Below are 17,889 nucleotides of genomic sequence, written 5' to 3'. Positions count from 1 at the left end.
CGTGGAGTTCGCCGACAACAGCCTCGCCAAAAACAAGCACGCGCTGGAGACTTTCCTCACCGAGGCTAGCGGCGCCGAAGCGGTTACGCTGGAGGACGCCGGTGCCCTCACCGGCGGTGCAATTCAGGAGAACTGGCTGCTCGACCTGCGTGTCCATGGGGGTCCCAGGGCAGGGCATCAGCAAGTGGTGCTACGCACCGATGCCGCCTCCGGCGTTGCCGTGAGCCGCAGCCGGGCGGAGGAGTTTGCGCTTTTAAAGACTGCCCTCGGTGCCGGCGTCACGGTGCCCGAACCGCTGTGGCTTTGTGAGGACCCCCGGGTTCTGGGCAAAACCTTCTATGTCATGGCGCGCGCCGAGGGTACGGCCGCTCCGCACCGTCTTATGAAGGAGGCCGACCTTGGCGGCCAGCGTGAGCGCCTTGCGGAGCGTCTGGGCGCGGAGCTTGCAAAGATTCATGGGATCCGCCCACCGCGGACGGACTTGGGGTTTCTGGGAACTCCAGCAGCACAGCCGGCCCTGGCCGCCGTCGCGCGCTACCGAGACTATCTGGATCGTTTGGAGGTACGCTCTCTTGCCCTGGAATGGGGCCTGCGCTGGTGCGAGAGCCATGCGCCGCCAAGCCGGTACCCTGTTCTGGTGCATCAGGACTTCCGAACCGGAAACTACATGGTCGACCGCCAGGGATTGACCGCCATTCTGGATTGGGAGTTCTGTGATTGGGGCGATCCGATGAGTGATCTCGGCTGGTTTTGCGCCAAGTGCTGGCGCTATGCACGCCCGGAACTGGAAGCCGGCGGCATCGGCTCGCGTGAAGCCTTCTATCGCGGTTATGAGAACGGCAGTGGGGAAACCGTCGACCGCCAAGCGGTCGCCTACTGGGAGGTCATGGCGCACATCCGCTGGGCGGTCATTGCCCTGCAGCAGGGTGAACGCACGCAGTCGGGCGCCGAGGACTCTCTGGAACTGGCGTTGACGGGCCGGCTGTATCCACCGCTCTTGGAGAGCGAGATTCTCCGCTGTACCGCACCTTCTTCTTGGAGGGTGACGTCATGAGCGACCGCGAAGCGGATGTCGCCAGGCTGCTTGCTCTGGCTGGCCAGGAGATCACAGAGTCAGTGATGCCGCAGCTGACCGGCGATGCCCGTTATCGCATCCGTCTTGTTATCAATGCGCTGAAGCTTGCCGGCGCCTCTATTGCCGATGCCGGAGAGCTGGGCCGTCTTCGCCTTGCGCAGCTGCGGAGCGTCATGCCGACTGAGTCGACTCTTGACCTGGATGCACTTGAGGCGCGTTTGCAAACATCGTTGCGCGCCGGTGACCTGGACGCCGACGAGGCGCTTTACCAGGCACTCGTCATCATTGCCGAAGCGCGGGAGTTACTCGTCAAGTGAATGGCGAAGCGGTGAGGTTTTCCGCTGAATTTAACCAAATCCATGTAACCAAAGGTAGTGCTGCCAGCCTTAAGCTTTGATACCAAAAGGCTATTTGAGTTACCCCCAAGTTCCACAGGATGTTGGCCGGGCGTTCAATTGACAGCCTGCGGATCTGGTGCGAGCATTCCCTGTAACCACCAGATCTTGTGGACAAATCGGGGAATAACCCTGTGGATAAACCTGGCGTGAAAAATCGAGCAATGTTCATCAGTCCCTATCTTCGTCGTCCTATTCGTCCGCTCAACAAGGTTTTGGTCGAACGGGAGCAGGAGACGGTGAACCTTGCTCAGAGTGAGCCGGCCAACGATACGCCGCACAGTACGGTTGCGGGCGGCGGATTCGTCGATCCGGCGGATTGGGTTGCCAGCGTGAGGCGGGCACTTTCGGCGAAATAGCCGCGTCGCAACTTTCCGAAGATACGGGTTTAATCGAGCCGGTGAGGCGGGCGCCGGCGAACCGGCAGTGACAACGGGCTGCTCCAGTACCGAATCAGGGTTGGCCCGCTTGGCTCAGATCCGTCGTGTTTCGAATGCAGACCGAGATCAATCCCAGAGAGTCTTCTGAAAAGTCGAATTGGACTCCGATTTCACGGTCACTCTGCCAGACCGTCTCACAAACGACCGTTTGCGCATCCGGATGGCTGAGTTCCAGAGCGTAGCCCTCTCGCGGATCTCCAGGAAGCATATCGTCGAAGGTCAGGCGGGCACCGCCGAGGGAGACGTCCGAGACCCTGCAAGGCAGGATCTTTCCTTCCAGGCTCACGGAAAGCGTGAAAGACCGTTGCGCGGTGTAGCGTGGCCACTCGCGGTTTTCATGCATCGGCGCCGTTGCGGCCAACTCTGCTGTTTGAGACAAGACCCTGACTCATCCTTGCAGTTTGCTCTCCCGATACGCGTAAACGGATCGGGACTGTTTAAGCCTGAAGCGCGAATCTTAACAATTCGTTAGGACATGGCGACTGCTTGCGGAGTCGAGCGAAAATCAGGCTCCTTTGGCTCTTTTCGGGTTCGATTCCTTGGGGTTCGATGTTCCTTGGTCCGAGAGGCGGTCAGACGCGCCGAGCAGCATGCCAACCTCTTGCCCGCCACTCGAAAGCGGCAAAACCAATCGCTCGTAACGGATATGCCGGCCGTCTTGCTTGGTATATTCGCCCATCATATGGGCAGGCGTGCGGCAGCGCACCACGTGATCGAGGATCGCGAATCCCGGTCCGGGGTCGGGGCCCAGGTCGATCTCGTCCAGATAGCGACCGGTCACGTCGCAGCCGTACCATGCGACGATGTTGGCTCCCATAAGCCTTACGCGATAGCGCCGCGGATCGTGCTCCACATCAAACAGACCGAGATGCGGGATTACCGGTTCCGGCAGGCGCCGGGGATCAATGTCTTCCCGCGTCGGAATAGGGCGTTCGCGGAGAAGGGCGGTCCAATAGTCGTACAGAAGGCGAATCACCTTCGATCGAATGCGATCGTTGAATTCCATGCGCCCAGCTTCGCAAGAGTGATTGGTCCCCGACCACCGGCGGGGACTCCGCCGACAGCCCAACAAACAGAGTCTAAACAAATTCGACCAGAACGCAACCGTAGCTTGCAACTTAGCGTAGATTAAAAGTCAATCATACTATGCCGTTATGTTCGCATCCGGCTGGCATCGGCCAAGCGGACAGTCTCGTCCGGGTCCGGGCGACCGCTTTCTCTCCTCCGCCTTTACGGTGAACTGATCGGCCTCCGGCACGACCGCGGCCAAATCCATCCGACCCCAGGAACAGATCTTCAATACCGGGCATGGTCCGGAAGCGGTGCTCACCGTGTCTTCGACGGCTGCCCGATATTTGCTACATGCGCCACGCTTGCCGGAAGACTAAGACTGATCCTGCCATTGGAACTGGAAGAACAAACGCACGGGTAAACCGCGCAATGTCATTGAAGCCGCCGGAAGGACCGAGACTGTAGTAGGGCCGTCATACAGGCGCCGACTGCAAGTCCGCGATCCAAAGCCGGACGTCGACCAAGTAGGCAATCTTGGGAGGAGAGGCGGAGTTTCGGTGCCAGCGACAGCTGGCGCCGACCGAGGAGTGTGCGCCAATTTGGAGTGGTTCGGCGATGGCATCTGACAAGGCAACTCTCATCACCGGTGGTGCCGGCTACATCGGCAGCCATGCCGTCCTTGCCCTGCGTCAGGCTGGACGCCGGGTGATCGTGCTCGATGACCTTTCGACGGGCAACCGCTCCGTGATCCCGGCCGATGTGCCCTTCATCGAAGGCAATGCCGGTGACCGGGAACTGCTTCGAACGCTGTTCAGAGACTTTGATGTGGATTCCGTTATCCACTTTGCCGGCAGCATTCTGGTGGAGCGATCGGTGAGTGAGCCGCTCAGCTACTATCAAAACAACGTTGCGGTCAGCCGGAACCTTATGGAAGCCTGCGTAGAGGAGGGGGTCGATCAGTTCATCTTCTCCTCCACCGCGGCGGTCTATGGTGCCGCGGCTGCGTCGCCGATCCCGGAGACGACCGAAACGAAGCCGATCAACCCTTACGGCACTTCCAAACTGGTAACCGAATGGATGCTGCGCGACACCGCGGCAGCGAGCAATCTACGGTTTGTCGCGCTACGATACTTCAACGTCGCCGGTGCCGATCCTCAAGGAAGAAGCGGCCAACTCGGTCCCGTTGCGACACACCTGGTGAAGATTGCCAGCCAGGTCGTGGCCGGCAGCCGCAAGTCGATCGCTATTTTCGGGGACGACTACGATACGCCGGACGGAACCTGCGTGCGCGACTACATCCATGTTTCGGATCTGGCGGCCGCCCATCTCTCGGCGCTCAACTATCTCGAGTCGGGTGGCGGGAGCCTGATGCTGAACTGCGGCTATGGGCACGGCTACTCCGTACAGGAAGTGCTGCAAGCGGTGGAGCGCTGTGCCGGCCGGCCACTCAATCCGGAACGCGCCCCGCGACGGCCCGGCGATCCGCCGAGCTTGGTCGCGGACACACGCGCCCTTCGACAAACCCTTTCCTGGTCACCCCGCTTCGACAACATCGATGTGATCATCAACACGGCCATCGACTGGGAAAGGTCCCTGGCGACGCCCCCCGGGAGCGATGCCCTTCGTGCCCGCGCCTAAGGCCCAGGAGGCGACGATGACGGAAAACGTCAAGGAACCCGATCAGCTGACGGGGACCGTTGCTTTCTTTGGCCATGACTGGGCCGAGAGCACGGTCATCAAGCGCGTTCGCGCCTTCTCCGAATTGGGCCTGCAGGTGATCGGCTTCAGCTTTCGCCGGGAGAAGTTCAACCAGAACTTCGTGCCCTTTTGGGAGAACCATCATCTGGGCACGACGGAAGACCGAGCTTACGGAAGGCGGTTACTGAAGCTGCTGCAGGCGCTCCCAACGCTCGTTCGGCAACGGCGGAAGCTGCGCGAGGTGACCTTCTTCTACGCACGAAACATCGACATGTGCGCCCTGGCGCTGCTGGCGCGCAGTGTGTCGCGGTCCTCCGCGCCGGTGGTATACGAGGTTTTGGACGTCCAGCGCATTTTCATCGGCTCAAAGCTGCGTAACCGCATCTTTCGCTGGTTGGAGCGGCGGCTGCTCGACCGCTGCGCACTTTTGGTGATCTCCTCGCCGGGTTTCGTCACCCAGTACTTCAAGCCGGTTCAAAACTATCGTGGGCGTATCTTCCTGTTGGAGAACAAGATCAGCTTCGCCCAGGCCGAGGCTGTTGGCCGGCCCGCCGACCTTGCGCCAGGGCAATGCCGGCCTGCCGACCAAAGCCGCAAATGGACCATTGGCTGGTTCGGGACTCTGCGTTGTCCGAAGAGCCTCGACATCCTCTGCAGCCTGGCCGAGCGCCTGCCGGAAACGGTGGAGATCTACATGCGCGGCTATCCGACGGAGACCGGCATGGAGTATTTTCAGGAGGCCATCGCCGAGCACCCGAACATGATCTACGACGGCGAATATCGAAACCCGGATGATCTCTCTGCGATTTACGAGAGAGTCCATCTGACCTGGGCTTTCGATTTCCTGGATGAGGGAACCAACTCCAAGTGGCTGTTACCCAATCGGGTTTATGAAGGCGGATTCTTTGGTTCAGTCGCTCTGGCCGCGAAGGATACGCAAACCGGCGAGAAGGTTCGCGAGTTGGGCTTGGGGTATAATTTCGATGGCCCGCTGCTCGATAATCTGACCGCATTCCTGAAGTGGTACTCCTGGGATGAGCACAGCGCCCGGCGTAGTCATATTCTTGCGCTTCCGGCGCAGGAATTCTGCGATCTCTACGACACGCGGGACCTTTGTGAGTCGATCCTTGAACTGGCGGCGAGGAAGGGTGCCGGCCGGGCATCTCATCAACACAGCACTGCCCTTAGGGCGCGTACCGAAGACGGCGCGGGGGATTAGGGGATGGAAGCTGGGCTGCCGGTCTTCGCTCTGATCCTGCTCGGACTCTCGGTTCTGGCGGTGATCTATCCCTATGTGATTTACCCAATTTTGCTGACTTTGGCGCCAAGACGGCCGCTGAAGGACGATCGCCCTATCGCCCCGGATCAGGTGTCATCCAAGCTGTCGCTGGCCTTCTGCGCCTATAACGAAGCGATCACGTTACCCGAGAAGATCGAGAACCTCAGGCGCCTGCGCGGGGCCGACCCCGATCTTGAGATTCTCGCCTATTCCGACGGTAGTGCCGATGAGACCGCGGCGTTGCTCAAAGCTGAAGAGAGTTGGATCCGGGTTTTTGCTTCTGAACAACGCCTGGGGAAAAGCCATGGCATGAATACCCTTGTTCAGGCAGCCACGGGCGATTTCATTCTCTTCACCGATGCCAACGTCATGGTCGAGCCGGAAGCCCTGGCCGCAGTGCGCAAAGCTTTCCGGGACCCCATGGTTGGCTGCGTCTGCGGTCGGCTTGTCTATACCAACTCGAATGAAAGCGCGACGGCGGCGACGGGCGCGCTCTACTGGCGTATCGAGGAGAAGATCAAGGCCCTTGAGAGCCGGAGCGGATCGACGATGGGAGCCGACGGATCGCTCTTTGCGGTACGGCGCAGTCTCTATCCGGTGGTGCCGCCGGACATCATCGACGACATGTTCGTCTCCCTTTCCATTCTCTGCGACGGCTATCGTGTTGTTCGGGTGCCCGAGGTGCTGGCATGGGAGCGCTCGGCGACCGACAGCGCGGATGAATTCCGGCGCAAGGTTCGGATTGCCTGCCAGGCTTTCAACTGTCATCGCCTGCTCTGGCCGCGGCTTCGCCGGCTCTCTCCACTGAACCTCTTCAAATATTCCTCCCACAAGCTGGTGCGTTGGTTCGGCATCTATTTCGTGGTGCTGGGCATCGGTGCGGCCATGGCGGCGCTTTGGACGATGGGGCTTGCAGTCGGGGCCTTGCTGCTGCCACCGGCCCTCGCTTGCGCCTACTGGGCCGCACGCCGCTTGCCTTTGGGTCCGGCGGCAAAAGTCCTGGAGATCCTGAGGGCGATGGCGGCAACAGGTGTCGGTTTGGTGAAATCTGTCTGGGGCGAGAGGTTCCAGACCTGGGAGCTGCCACAGAGCAGCCGAAAGACCGGATGATGGACGACTTCGAGGGACAGCCCTGTTCAGCCGTCGCAGCCAGGTTCGTCGCTGTCCAGGCTGCGAAACGATACGCAGGCAAACTCCGCCGTCAAAGGTTGACCCGGATAGACGAAGTCGCCGAGCCAGCCCGTCAGTCCCTGTCCGGCCCAGAGGTTCAAGTAGATCTTTCCGGGGCGCGAGGGCAGGGGGCCGCGTTCACCCTTTTCTTCGTGAACCAGCTTGCCGTCGACAAACCAGCGGATCGAGTCCGGGCGCCATTCAAAGGCGTAGGTGTGAAAATCCTCGGAGGCGTCGAAACCCAGATCGATATGGGTTTCATGGTTGCCGACGCCGTCCGTGTAGTAATTCAACTGAACCTGACGGGGCGACCTGCCGAGGAATTCGAAATCAATCTCGTGATGCGGATCGCCATTGAAGGTCGGGCCGGTGTAGGTGAAGAAACTGGTAACGAGGCCTTCGCGCGCAACCGACTTGATTCGCGCCTCGTAGCGGCCGTAGTGGAAAAAAGCGCGGGACTGGTACTCGCCGCCGGCGAAGGGCCTTCCGGCAACAGGCCGCCGGGTCAGGTCAAGGTGCAGGACACCGTCGGAAAATCGGACGTTCTCCTTGCGCCATCCGGTGTTGTTCTTGGCCCAATCGTTGGCCCAGTTGTGCGATTTGCGCCAAAGAACCTTTTCATGGCTCACAAGGTTATCAAGAAAGGCGGTGGGCGCCTGCTTGCGCGCGGCAAGCGCCGTGGTAACGAGAAGGGCGCCTGCGCAAAACGTCAGCAGCGTGACACCGAGAATGCGGCGCCTGTCAATCAATCCGGATTTCGTCGAGATCATCTGATCAAACATCGTCAGCTTTATGCCGTTGCCGGGAAACCTCGGCTGACAGCTTATCGGGCCGAAACAGGGACTGCTGTGTCATGCGTGTAACGCTCTGCGCGGCGACTTATCAAAGGCCCGAAGGTCTGCGCCAGCTCCTCAAGGCGGTGGCGGAGCTTCGGCTGGAAGACTGCGGCGCTGTCGACGTGGCCGTGGTCATTGTCGACAACACTTCAGGCGGTGATGCGGCAGAGATCGTTCAGCATTTCGCCGAGAACTATCCCTGGCCGCTTCACTACCTGAATGAGAAGCGGCGCGGCATCACCTTTGCCCGTAATGCCGCCCTGGCAAAAGCCGGCGCCATGGTATCGGATGCCGTCGTCTTCATCGACGATGACGAGTATCCGGACAGCAGGTGGCTGGAAGCGTTGCTGCGCCGCTGGCACGAGAGTGGGGCCGCCGCTGTTCTGGGTGCGGTGCAGCCGGTCTTTCCTGCCGGGACACCTGACTGGATCGTCTCCGGCCGGTTCTTTGAAAGCCATAGCTTTGAGGATGGTGCCTCACTTGATGATGCCCACACCGCCAATGTTCTGATCGATCTTAAGGTGCTGCGGCAGCACGACCTCGTCTTTGATCATCGCTACGCGCTGACCGGTGGCGAGGACACGATGCTGTTTCGCGGCCTTCTGGACGCCGGAGAACGCATTGTCTATGCCGCTGACGCGGTGGTCTTTGAAACGGTGCCGCGCAGCCGCGCCAGCCTGGGGTGGTTGATGAAACGCTGGTACCGCACCGGCAACATCGAGGCGGCGCTTTTCATAAGAGGCGACGAAGGTTCGCTGCGGCTGAGAACTGGCAATCTTCTGCGCGGCCTGCTGCGAGTCGGGGCGGGCAGCAGCCTTTTTCTGGCCAATCTGCTGGTGCTCGGCTTCGGCCGCCGAGAGCGCATGGTTCGCCCGCTTTACACCCTTTGCCGCGGTTTTGGCATCCTGGCCAGCACCCTGGGCCGCGACTATCGCGAATATCAAGAAGTGCACGGCACATGAAAGCCATCCATCAGAGCGAACAGATGCCGGGCTCTGTGACTTTTGTCGAACATCGCCCGCAAAGCGAAAGATCTACTCCATGTCTCTGATAAAGTTCTCAAAATCATGGGTGCCGCCGGGTGGTGGAGAATCCCATGATGCGCTTCCAGCAGGGGCGGAAGCGGGCAATTGCGCGCGTGATGTCGGGTACGGGCCATGCAGGACACAAGGCAGGAAGAACCAATGACGACCTTCCGACATCTGCCGGGGCGGCCGGGGGGCGACCTTATGAGCCTGTCCATTCCCCAGCTCTTCGCTATTTTCTGGAGACGCAAGGCGATCGTTATCGCGACGCTGGCTATTGCGTTCTGCATTGCCATCGTCGCGAACGGGGTCATCACACCGCGCTACACGGCTTCGGCGACGATTATCGTCGAGCCGCGTCAGAAGAACGTGATCGAGATCGAGTCGGTGGTCTCCAGCCTGCCGGTCAGCTTGGAGACCATGCAGAGTGAGGTACAGATCATCCAGTCACCGACCCTGGCGCGCCAGGTCGTTGATGGCCTCGGGCTTGCAGCGCTCGTCGAGTTCAATCCTTCCCTTGCACCACGCGAACGGAGTCTGGCGCGTGAGTTGAGGTCGGCCATCAAGGGTGTCTTCAGACCGGTCATTGCCTTGCTGAAAGACGAGCCGGCAGAGGAAAGAAGCGTTGAACTGGCGGAAACGCCGGGCACCTGGGACCTGAACGGCGAAGAGGCACAGCAGAGCCGGGGACAGACTAGGATCGTAAACCGCTTCTTGCGGAATCTGGACGTTGGCATTCAGGGCTCTTCGCGGGTAATTGCCGTTTCCTATACGACCGAAGATCCGCTTCTTTCGCAGCAGGTCGTCAATGCGGTGGCACAGGAATACATCCGCGACCAGGTCCGTCTAAAGACCGATGCCCTGGCCGGCGCCAATACTTTTTTGAGCGGCCGCATCGCCGATTTGCGGGCAGACGTCGAGGCGGCGGAGAGGGCGGTGGAAGAGTTTCGCGCCTCCACGACGATCATTTCCGAGCGGGATGGTGAATTGCTGGCCGAACAGACCTTTGCCCTCAGTCGAAAGCACCTCGACGCAAAGCTGGAGCTGGACACGGTGAATGAGCGTCTGGCCCGGGTGCAGGCCGCCATGCGCAGCCGGGGCCAGACCGCAGCCTTCGAGGGGGTCCAGTCGACGGTGATCGACTCCCTCAGACTCGAGGAAATGCGCCTCCGCCAGCAGGAGTCCCAGCTGCTGACAACCCTGGGCGACCGGCATCCTTCGGTCGTCGCCGTGCGCTCCGAACTCGACAAACGGCGCCAGCAGATGCTGGAAGAGGCTCAAAGCCTGTTGGCAAGTCTGCAGAACGAAAAGGATATCGCTCAACAACGGGTCAGTTCGATTCAGGCGTCGCTCGATGCGCTTCAACAGGACTCCGACACCTTGAACGCCGCGCAGATCGAACTGCGGGCGCTGGACCGGGAAGCCGAAGCGACCCGGGAAGTTTTTGCCTCTTTCCTCAACCGGTACAAGCAGACGGAGCAGATCGATTTTGAACAGGCCCAGTCGCGAATCCTGGCGCTTGCCAGTATTCCGACCAGTCCGTCTTTCCCGAAGACGAGGCTGAACTATGCCATGGCCCTGGTGGCCGGCAGCGGGCTGGGTGCTTTGATCATATTGTTGCTGGAACTCTCGGTACGCGGCTATCGCGGCCCCGAGGAGCTGCAATCGACGCTGGGGCTGCCGGTTCTGGCGGTTATCCCAAAGGTTGCGGCGCGTAACCTGACCGGGTTCGGGCTCGACCGCTTCCTGGGGGAGGAGCCCAACTCGGCCTTCGCGGAAGCGCACAAGAGCGTTTTCGCGGCGCTCAGGGTCGACCGAAGGGCGCTGAACCTGGGCAATGTCCTTTTGGCGACGTCTTCGGTGCCCAATGAAGGCAAGTCCGTCTTCTCGCGTTCGCTCTGCCATTCGCTCGCGCGTGCCGGCATGAACGTGTTGTTGATCGACTGCGACCTTCGCGCTTCTGAGCAGGAACCCCGCCTCGGTCTCTCTGATTTCGTTCTGGCGGACTGTCCGTTGGAGCAGGCGGTACAGATGGACGAAGGCTCGTCGCTGTCCGTGATCGCACCGGGCACCCGGGTGGAGGACCCCCTCATGGTTCTGCGATCCCCCAAACTTTCCAAGTTCGTACGGGCCGCGGCGGAGCAATACGACCTGGTCTGCATCGACGCACCGCCGGTGCTGGCCGTCTCCGATGCAGCGACCCTGGCAGAACTGGCCGACCAGGTCGTGATGATCGTGCGCTGGTACAAAACGCCGAAGAACTTCGTGCAAGCCTCGATAGACCGGCTCCGCAAGGGGCGGGCACACATCGCCGGTACGGTGATGACCCAGGCCAAGATCACGCGCAGCGCCAAGCTGAACCCCTATACGGTCGGCTATGCCGACCGCAGCTTTCGCAAGTACTATTAGCCACAAGGCGGCAGCAGCATGACGCCCCGCGTTTCCATAGTCCTACCAGCCTTCAATGCGGAAGAGACCCTGGCCAATGCACTCGATTCGCTTCTGGTGCAAAGCCTGACTGACTTTGAGATTCTTGTCATCGATGACCACTCCAAAGACGGTACCCTCGATGTCGCGGCAAGCTACCTGCGGAACGACAGCCGAGTAAAGTTGCTGCAGCGGGATCGAAACGGCGGTGCCGCGGCGGCCAGGAACCTCGGATTCCGGTCAGCAAAGGGCAAGTGGCTGGCGCTGCTTGATGCCGACGACACCTTTGCGCCCGACCGTCTGCGGTCCCTCGTTGCCCGTGCGGAGAAGGATGAAGCGCATATCATTGCCGACAACCTTCGTTTTGTCTCCATGCCGGGCGGAGCGGCAACCGGAACAGCCTTGAAGGCAGAAGACTCGATTTTTGCCGGGCCCGTCTCTGCGGCGCGCTTCGTCAGAGGCAATCTTTTCCTCTACCGCGGTTTCAAACTTGGGTACTTGAAGCCCTTGTTTCGCCGCCGCTTTGTCGAGCAACACCGGTTGCAGCAAAACGAAGCCCTGCGAATTGCCGAGGATTATCATTTTCTTCTCGACGCCTTGCTCTGCGGAGGGCGTTTTCTGGTGGTACCGGAAGCGGGCTACTTCTACGCCCAACGCCCGGGTTCGCTGTCCCGTGGGCTCACCCTGGAAGACCTGGATCAGTTGAGTACCGCCAACCGCCTGGACCTGCTGCGCGCCTCACCGCAGGGTGGCGCCGATCTTCGCGCCGCTTTGAACAAGCGCCAGTGGTCTGTCGATCTGAACATCCGGCTGATGGAATTTCAGGAGGCCGTCAAACGCCGCCGTGTCTGGGATGCGGGCTCCATTTTTGCCCGCAACCCGAACCTCACGCCCTATCTCGCTTTTTATGGCTTGGAAAGCCTGCGTAAGCGCCTGTCCGGAGAGCGGCGCCTTGTCTGATTTCTACGAGGCGCAAACCGCTGCCGAACGCTGCAACCGGAAGCTAAGTCTCCGCCGTCACCGGGGTGATCAACGAATCTGCCTGATGTTTTGCGGACCATACGGGAAGACGCGCACTGCGTCCGCGCAGTTCAGCATCTTCGATCTGTTCGAAACGATCCAGCAACGCTTTTTCGCCGTCGGTTTCGGCCTGAGCCTGCGCCACCCCGATCGTGTCGCCGCTGACAATGATCGGGTGGTTGCGCTGCCGGGTCAGCCGCTCCAGCCGGCTGGCGACATTCACTGTATCGCCGACAACCGTGAACTCCAGGCAGCGGGGATCGCCGACCGCCCCGACGACGGCGGCGCCGAAGTGCAAGCCAATGCCCGTCTGGATCGGTGCGTCCCCCGTCGCTTGACGTTCACGGTTCCAGGCCGCCAGTGTATCGCTGAGGGCGAGAGCGCAATGGAGAGCCGAGAGGGCGTCTTTGGCGCCGGGTTCCGGGGTTCCGAAGGTCGCCATGATGCCGTCGCCCATGTACTTGTCGATCGTCCCGCCGTGCTCGAAAATCACCTTGGCGCTGCGTTGGTGAAAACTACGCAGCAGCTCGATCACTTCGGTCGGCGCCAGGCTTTCGGAATAGCGGGTGAAGCCGACGAGATCGATGAACAGTACCGCGACCTCCTGGGACCTGACCTCCGAAAGAGCGTCGTCACTCTCGGCAAGCTGTTCCACCATGTTCGGGGAGAAAAAGCGGGCAAGGTTGCCTCGGGCTCGCTCGGTCCGTGCTTGGCGCACCAGAAGATTGCGCGACCGCCACACGGCGGCGGCCACCAGAGCCGTGGCAATGAGGTAGAGAACAACCTGATTTTGCCAAGCCGTCAGGCTGACGAAGTAGGGGTCGAAGAACATCCCGAAAGTCTCGTCCGTCCAGGTCGGATCGGCCGGCGTCGCCAGGTGCTGGTTCAATTCGGTGATGGTGTTGGGCAGCGTGGTGACCCACCAGGTCGCCAGGCTCCAGGCCGCCATGGTGGTGATGCCCGTCCAGACCACCAGGAAGGGCGAATAGCTGATGGCCGCCAGCGCCAGCCAGATATAGAGGTAGAGGTCGTTATGAATGCGCAGATTGCCCTGGATCGGCCAAGCGTTGGACTCGGCCAAGGGATTGGGAAAGATCAGCGCGATCGCCAGCAGGGAGGAATCGATGGCGATAAAGAGCGCGGTCCAGGCTGTTGGATTGTCGCTCCTGCGCCGGGTCATATAATGCGCCGCGCCGAGGACGAAAAACAACCCGATCAGTCCGAGATAATACCCGACTCTGGGCATCGGCAACTCGATGGCAAGCCAGGTGCCGACGACCAGGAGCGCAAGGGTGCGCGCGCCGAGGGCGAAGGCAAGGCCCGCATCCTCTTCGCCGCGCATTGCCTGCCGAATGCGTTCCTGGGTGGTTTCATCCCAAACCATCGACGTGACGCTCATGCTCTTCCCTCAAAGATGCTTGGTTCGATGATGTCTCAAGTCGCTAGTGCACCTGCGGCAGCCGCCGGATCTCTCCTCGCGCCAGCTTGCCGAGACTGCGCCCGAATTTTGGGCAGATTGTGGCAAGAATGCCAGTGGATAAGCAGATATGCCTTGCTGCGGGACGTCGGCCCATGAAGATTCTTTTCGCGACCGGGCATGGCTACTTGCCGCAGCGTGTGGGCGGATCGGAATCGAGTAGCCACGAGCTCATCCTCGCGCTTCAGGAAGCGGGGCATGACTGCAGCGTTCTGGCGCAGCTTCAGGGCAACGGATGGCTGGCCTTGCGCAATCGAGTCGTCATGAAGCTGATGCGCCGTCCGCTTTTGTCCGACCGGATGCCGGGCTATCAGGTTTCCCGGGCCTGGTTTCCCCATCTTCACGTTGACCGCCTGTTGAGGCGGTCGCGCCCGGACGTGGCCTTGGTGCAGTCGGGCGAACCGCTGCGTATGGCCAGAGGGTTCGTCGAAGCGGGGCTGCCTACCATGGTCTACCTGCGGGACGTTGAATTCCATGAACTGGGCGGCGACCCGGCGGACTTTCCGGCCCTCGGCTACCTGGCCAATTCCCGCTTCGTTGCGCAGCGTTTTCAGGCGGCCTTCGGCCTGAGCCCGACGGTCATCCGGCCACTGTTCCGGGCGGCGCGCTACACGACAGCGGTTCAGCCGCGGCAGGTGACCTTCATCAATCCCCATGCCGTCAAGGGTGCGGATCTGGCATTTGCCATCGCCCGGCTTTGCCCCGAGATCCCGTTCTGTTTTGTCGAAGGCTGGCCGATGAATGGACAGGAGCGCCGGGATCTGGAACAGCGGGTGGCCGCCCATCCCAACGTTCGTCTGCAGGACCGGACCCACGACATGCGGGAGATCTATGCCGCGACGCGTTGCCTGCTGATTCCCAGCCAGTGGGAGGAGGCTTGGGGCCGCGTGGCGACGGAGGCGCACTTCAGCGGCATTCCCGCGATTGCCAGCAACCGCGGGGGACTGCCGGAAGCGGTGGGGCCGGGCGGGCTTGTTCTGGCGCATGATGCGCCCGCCGAGACCTGGGCGGAGGCGGTACGCAGCTTCTGGAGCGACGACGGTGCTTATGACGAAGCCTCGGCGGCCGCCCTGGTTTATGCAAGGCGGCCTGAAATCGATCCGAAGCGCCAGATTGAGAACCTCATCATGACTTTGAACACCTTCATTGGCGGCGGCCACGCCGGCAAACTGCGGGAGATGAACGAGGACGGGGAATTCGCCTATACGCAACCGTCCGCAGCCTTGCGCGGCAGCGGGGACTGACTGGGATGGCGGTATCTCCGATCAAGCTTATTTTCGGGGTCGACGGCAGCTATAGCCAGCACCTTGCCGTCACCCTGGTTTCCCTGCTCGAAAACAACCGCGGCAACACTTTCGACATCCTTGTCGTGACCCTGAATATGACGGTGCAGGACAAAGCCCGCCTGCGCAGTGTGGTCGACGGCTTCGCCAATGTGCGGCTGCGTTTTAAAGACTTCGATATCAGTCGTTACAGCCATTTCCGCACAGACGGCCACATTTCCCACGCATCCTATCTGCGGATCTTCATTCCGGAAATCCTGGCGGAGAGCGAGGAGCGGGTTCTCTATCTCGACTGCGATCTCGTCGTTCAGGAAGACATCAAGCCTTTGTGGGATTTCGATATCGGCGACAAGGTGATTGCGGCTGCGCCCAATCCCTTCTTTGTACGCCATGACGATCTCGATCTGCCGCCGGACGCTGACTACTTCAATGCAGGGGTGCTTTTGATCAATCTGCGGCGCTGGCGTGAGGCCGACGGGACGGCGTGCCTGATCCGCTTTATTGAGGCGCATCATGCGCATCTCTATGCCCATGATCAGGATGCCTTGAACGCAGTTTTCCTGGGCGAGTTCGCCGAGTTGGCGCCTCAGTGGAACTTTCAGACTTCCATGCTGTGGTGCGAACCGGAAGCGCTGTCGCTGCGCTATGAGGAGTTCCGGCATCTGGTCGACGATCCGGCCATCATTCATTACACAACGCCATCGAAGCCCTGGCACTTCGGTAACACACATCCGCACAAGGGTATTTATTATCATTATCTCATGAAGACACCCTACCGCGACTACAAACCGGCGGACGTGTCGATGGCCAGCGTTGTCGGTCGGGCACTGCGCTGGCCTCAGGTGGCCTTTCGCGACCAACTGCCCGGTGCCTATTATCCGACGCGCCGAGCGTTTCGCCACTTGAAAACAAGCTATCTCGGCCTCAAGGTCTAGAGCATGACGGATTTCCCCCTGGTCAGTGTGATCATCCCGAACTTCAATCGGAAGGCCGAGTTGCAGCGCGCTGTCGACAGCGTCTTGTCTCAGGACTACGAGGAACTGGAAATCATCGTTGTCGATGATGCCTCGACCGTCGATGTCTCCCTTTCATTCCCACCACTTGAACCCGAAAAGCTGCGCTGGATCACCTTGCCGGAAAACCGGGGTGGCGCGACAGCGCGCAACGCGGGGATAGATGCAGCGCGGGGTGAACTTGTCGCTTTTCTCGACTCGGATGATGTCTGGACATCGGACAAGTTGACCCGGCAGGTCGCCAACTACTTGGCGGATGGACGGCCGGCGGACTGCGTCTACTACAGTCAGGTGGTGATGGATCGTGGCGAGGAGCGTCTTCTGCTGCCGGAACGCCCCATGGCGCCTGATGAAGGCGTGGGGGACTATCTCTTTCCCTGGCGCGGTAACCTGATCCATACCTCTTCTTTGCTGATGTCGGCATCACTCGCCCGGGCCGTCCGTTTCACCGACGATCTGCGTATTCATCAGGATGTCGATTTCTGTTTGCGCCTGCAGCAGCAGGGCGCGCGTTTCCGGTTTCATCCCGAGCCGCTCAGCCGTTGGCATGCCGAGGCGCGCGCGGACCGCATGAGCTATCGTCCGAAGTTTCTGTTGTCCCTGAACTGGCTTGCCACCACAGGGGAACTGATGCCTTTTCACAGCCGACAGAAGTTTGCGACCCAGCTTGCCTCGCGCATGCCCGCATTCATCTGGAGCGACCCGGGTGTGGTTCTAAGAGGGATCTGGCGCTGCCGGCGGGAAGGCTATATCTCCACCCGCTATGCCCTGCGATTGCTGACCCAGTTCGTTATGCCGGCGCGCTGGAGCAATGGCATTGCCCGCGCCCTGAAGCCGGCCCGCCAGGCAGGGGGCGGCTGATACAGCTTCTGGCCTGATCAGTAGTGGCGGGTGGCATAGGTCGCTGGCAAGGTCAGCATCGTGATCATCGCCTGGCGGGAAAGTCCTAACTTTTCGCGCCATTCATCTTTCACCGTGATGGCGCTGCTGCTGGTCCGGCGCATTCGGTTCCCGGCGAGGTTATGGCGTTCAGCCTCGGCCCAATTCAATTGACTGCGCTGGTAGTCCAGCCCCAGAGACAGCATGACCTCATTCAGATTGGGTTCTGGGTCGGCCACGAGATTCTCGTAGCGCAGTCGGATCGACTCGACATCGCGTAGCAGCTTCAAGGTCTTGAGTGTTGTCTGGCGATAGTAGGCGGCGGGCCTCAGGACAGAGGCCTTACCGCGTTTCACCAAGGAGTAGATCTGGCCCTTGGGGTCACGGAGCAGATGAATCGGAGTCACCGGCAAATCGGTGTACTTCAGCAGTCCGGCAAGGCGGTGGAATCGTTTACTGGAATCGATAATCAGCTTGGACCCGGTAACATCGGCCAGAGAATCGAAGAACAGGCGGTTGTGATCCGCAAAGCGCACCGGGTCCTGGGCCCGCAGGTCGAGTTCCCGCAAGGTCAGCCCGGAGCGGCGCTCCACTTGGTCGTTGATGGCCTGCCAGAAAGCGCAGTCCCAGATACTGTCGGCCCCGCAGGTACAGGAAGAACCAAAGCGCGTCTGCTCGGTTTTCGGCTTCAGTTCATGCGCATACTCATGAAGTTCGAAGAGTTCACCAACGCTGACGGCTTCTGAATGCGCATTCAGCAGCAAGTCCAGGAGCGTTGAGCCGCAGTGTTGCAGGCCGACGATATAGGCTATGCGGTAGCTGCGGGACATGACGCGACTCTCCTTCGTATCGGCTGTTACC

The 17,889-nt window shown here is 60.7% G+C and carries 17 protein-coding genes; 12 read left to right on the top strand and 5 right to left on the bottom strand.

Annotation, left to right across the window (positions count from 1 at the left end; genetic code table 11):
* The first annotated feature begins 1 nt into the window (after position 1).
* The 3 genes from ACP146_RS11865 (at position 2) to ACP146_RS11855 (ending at position 1,829) form a co-directional block, all read left to right on the top strand.
* The gene (locus ACP146_RS11865) at positions 2 to 1,054 is read left to right on the top strand and encodes a phosphotransferase family protein (protein ID WP_422366969.1); all 1,053 of its coding nucleotides are present in this window, start codon (positions 2 to 4) and stop codon (positions 1,052 to 1,054) included.
* Entirely contained in the window at positions 1,051 to 1,392 is a 342-nt protein-coding gene (locus ACP146_RS11860; protein ID WP_422366968.1) for a DUF6285 domain-containing protein, read from the top strand. The genes ACP146_RS11865 and ACP146_RS11860 overlap by 4 nt, the downstream gene beginning before the upstream one ends.
* 212 nt (positions 1,393 to 1,604) lie before the next feature.
* The gene (locus ACP146_RS11855; protein WP_422366967.1) at positions 1,605 to 1,829 is read left to right on the top strand and encodes a hypothetical protein; all 225 of its coding nucleotides are present in this window, start codon (positions 1,605 to 1,607) and stop codon (positions 1,827 to 1,829) included.
* 94 nt (positions 1,830 to 1,923) lie between these two features.
* Here ACP146_RS11855 and ACP146_RS11850 read toward each other — a convergent pair whose 3' ends face one another.
* On the bottom strand, positions 1,924 to 2,289 hold the full coding sequence (locus ACP146_RS11850; RefSeq protein ID WP_422366966.1) for a PilZ domain-containing protein: 366 nt from the start codon (positions 2,287 to 2,289) through the stop codon (positions 1,924 to 1,926).
* Between the two features lie 126 nt (positions 2,290 to 2,415).
* On the bottom strand, positions 2,416 to 2,916 hold the full coding sequence (locus ACP146_RS11845; protein WP_422366965.1) for a PAS domain-containing protein: 501 nt from the start codon (positions 2,914 to 2,916) through the stop codon (positions 2,416 to 2,418).
* A 620-nt stretch (positions 2,917 to 3,536) separates the two neighbouring features.
* On the opposite strand from ACP146_RS11845, the gene galE reads away from it, so the two are divergent.
* The 3 genes from galE to ACP146_RS11830 are packed head-to-tail and all read left to right on the top strand — an operon-like array spanning position 3,537 to position 7,008.
* The gene (gene galE, locus ACP146_RS11840; RefSeq protein ID WP_422366964.1) at positions 3,537 to 4,559 is read left to right on the top strand and encodes a UDP-glucose 4-epimerase GalE; all 1,023 of its coding nucleotides are present in this window, start codon (positions 3,537 to 3,539) and stop codon (positions 4,557 to 4,559) included.
* Positions 4,560 to 4,575: 16 nt separating this feature from the next.
* Positions 4,576 to 5,838, top strand: a complete 1,263-nt coding sequence (locus ACP146_RS11835; RefSeq protein ID WP_422366963.1) for a hypothetical protein — start codon at positions 4,576 to 4,578, stop codon at positions 5,836 to 5,838.
* Positions 5,839 to 5,841: 3 nt separating this feature from the next.
* Positions 5,842 to 7,008: a glycosyltransferase gene (locus ACP146_RS11830; RefSeq protein ID WP_422366962.1), complete on the top strand. Its 1,167-nt coding sequence runs from the start codon at positions 5,842 to 5,844 to the stop codon at positions 7,006 to 7,008.
* A gap of 26 nt (positions 7,009 to 7,034) precedes the next feature.
* Here the strand turns inward: ACP146_RS11830 and ACP146_RS11825 are convergent, their stop codons facing one another.
* Positions 7,035 to 7,817 (bottom strand): glycoside hydrolase family 16 protein, encoded by a 783-nt coding sequence (locus ACP146_RS11825; protein WP_422366961.1) that lies wholly within the window; start codon positions 7,815 to 7,817, stop codon positions 7,035 to 7,037.
* A gap of 104 nt (positions 7,818 to 7,921) precedes the next feature.
* Here ACP146_RS11825 and ACP146_RS11820 point away from each other — a divergent pair, with 104 nt between their 5' ends.
* The 3 genes from ACP146_RS11820 (at position 7,922) to ACP146_RS11810 (ending at position 12,316) form a co-directional block, all read left to right on the top strand.
* Positions 7,922 to 8,866 (top strand): glycosyltransferase family 2 protein, encoded by a 945-nt coding sequence (locus ACP146_RS11820; protein WP_422366960.1) that lies wholly within the window; start codon positions 7,922 to 7,924, stop codon positions 8,864 to 8,866.
* Between the two features lie 222 nt (positions 8,867 to 9,088).
* Positions 9,089 to 11,338 (top strand): GumC family protein, encoded by a 2,250-nt coding sequence (locus ACP146_RS11815; RefSeq protein WP_422366959.1) that lies wholly within the window; start codon positions 9,089 to 9,091, stop codon positions 11,336 to 11,338.
* Positions 11,339 to 11,356: 18 nt separating this feature from the next.
* On the top strand, positions 11,357 to 12,316 hold the full coding sequence (locus ACP146_RS11810; RefSeq protein ID WP_422366958.1) for a glycosyltransferase family 2 protein: 960 nt from the start codon (positions 11,357 to 11,359) through the stop codon (positions 12,314 to 12,316).
* Between the two features lie 43 nt (positions 12,317 to 12,359).
* Here ACP146_RS11810 and ACP146_RS11805 read toward each other — a convergent pair whose 3' ends face one another.
* Complete coding sequence (locus ACP146_RS11805) at positions 12,360 to 13,775, bottom strand: adenylate/guanylate cyclase domain-containing protein (protein ID WP_422366957.1); 1,416 nt, start codon at positions 13,773 to 13,775, stop codon at positions 12,360 to 12,362.
* Between the two features lie 173 nt (positions 13,776 to 13,948).
* Between ACP146_RS11805 and ACP146_RS11800 the strand changes: the two genes are divergently transcribed.
* Genes ACP146_RS11800 through ACP146_RS11790 form a run of 3 tightly spaced genes read left to right on the top strand, consistent with a single transcriptional unit; the run spans position 13,949 to position 17,010 of the window.
* Complete coding sequence (locus ACP146_RS11800) at positions 13,949 to 15,097, top strand: glycosyltransferase (RefSeq protein ID WP_422366956.1); 1,149 nt, start codon at positions 13,949 to 13,951, stop codon at positions 15,095 to 15,097.
* 5 nt (positions 15,098 to 15,102) lie between these two features.
* Complete coding sequence (locus ACP146_RS11795; protein ID WP_422366955.1) at positions 15,103 to 16,071, top strand: glycosyltransferase family 8 protein; 969 nt, start codon at positions 15,103 to 15,105, stop codon at positions 16,069 to 16,071.
* A 3-nt stretch (positions 16,072 to 16,074) separates the two neighbouring features.
* Positions 16,075 to 17,010, top strand: coding sequence for a glycosyltransferase family 2 protein (locus ACP146_RS11790; RefSeq protein ID WP_422366954.1), 936 nt, complete (start codon positions 16,075 to 16,077; stop codon positions 17,008 to 17,010).
* 17 nt (positions 17,011 to 17,027) lie between these two features.
* Here the strand turns inward: ACP146_RS11790 and ACP146_RS11785 are convergent, their stop codons facing one another.
* Positions 17,028 to 17,858 (bottom strand): sulfotransferase, encoded by an 831-nt coding sequence (locus ACP146_RS11785; RefSeq protein ID WP_422366953.1) that lies wholly within the window; start codon positions 17,856 to 17,858, stop codon positions 17,028 to 17,030.
* Between the last annotated feature and the right edge of the window lie 31 nt (positions 17,859 to 17,889).

The organism is Pelagibius sp. (genome assembly GCF_965249265.1).
In the GTDB taxonomy this organism is placed as follows: Bacteria; Pseudomonadota; Alphaproteobacteria; order Kiloniellales; family Kiloniellaceae; genus Pelagibius.
This window is presented reverse-complemented; position numbering and strand designations above follow the sequence as displayed.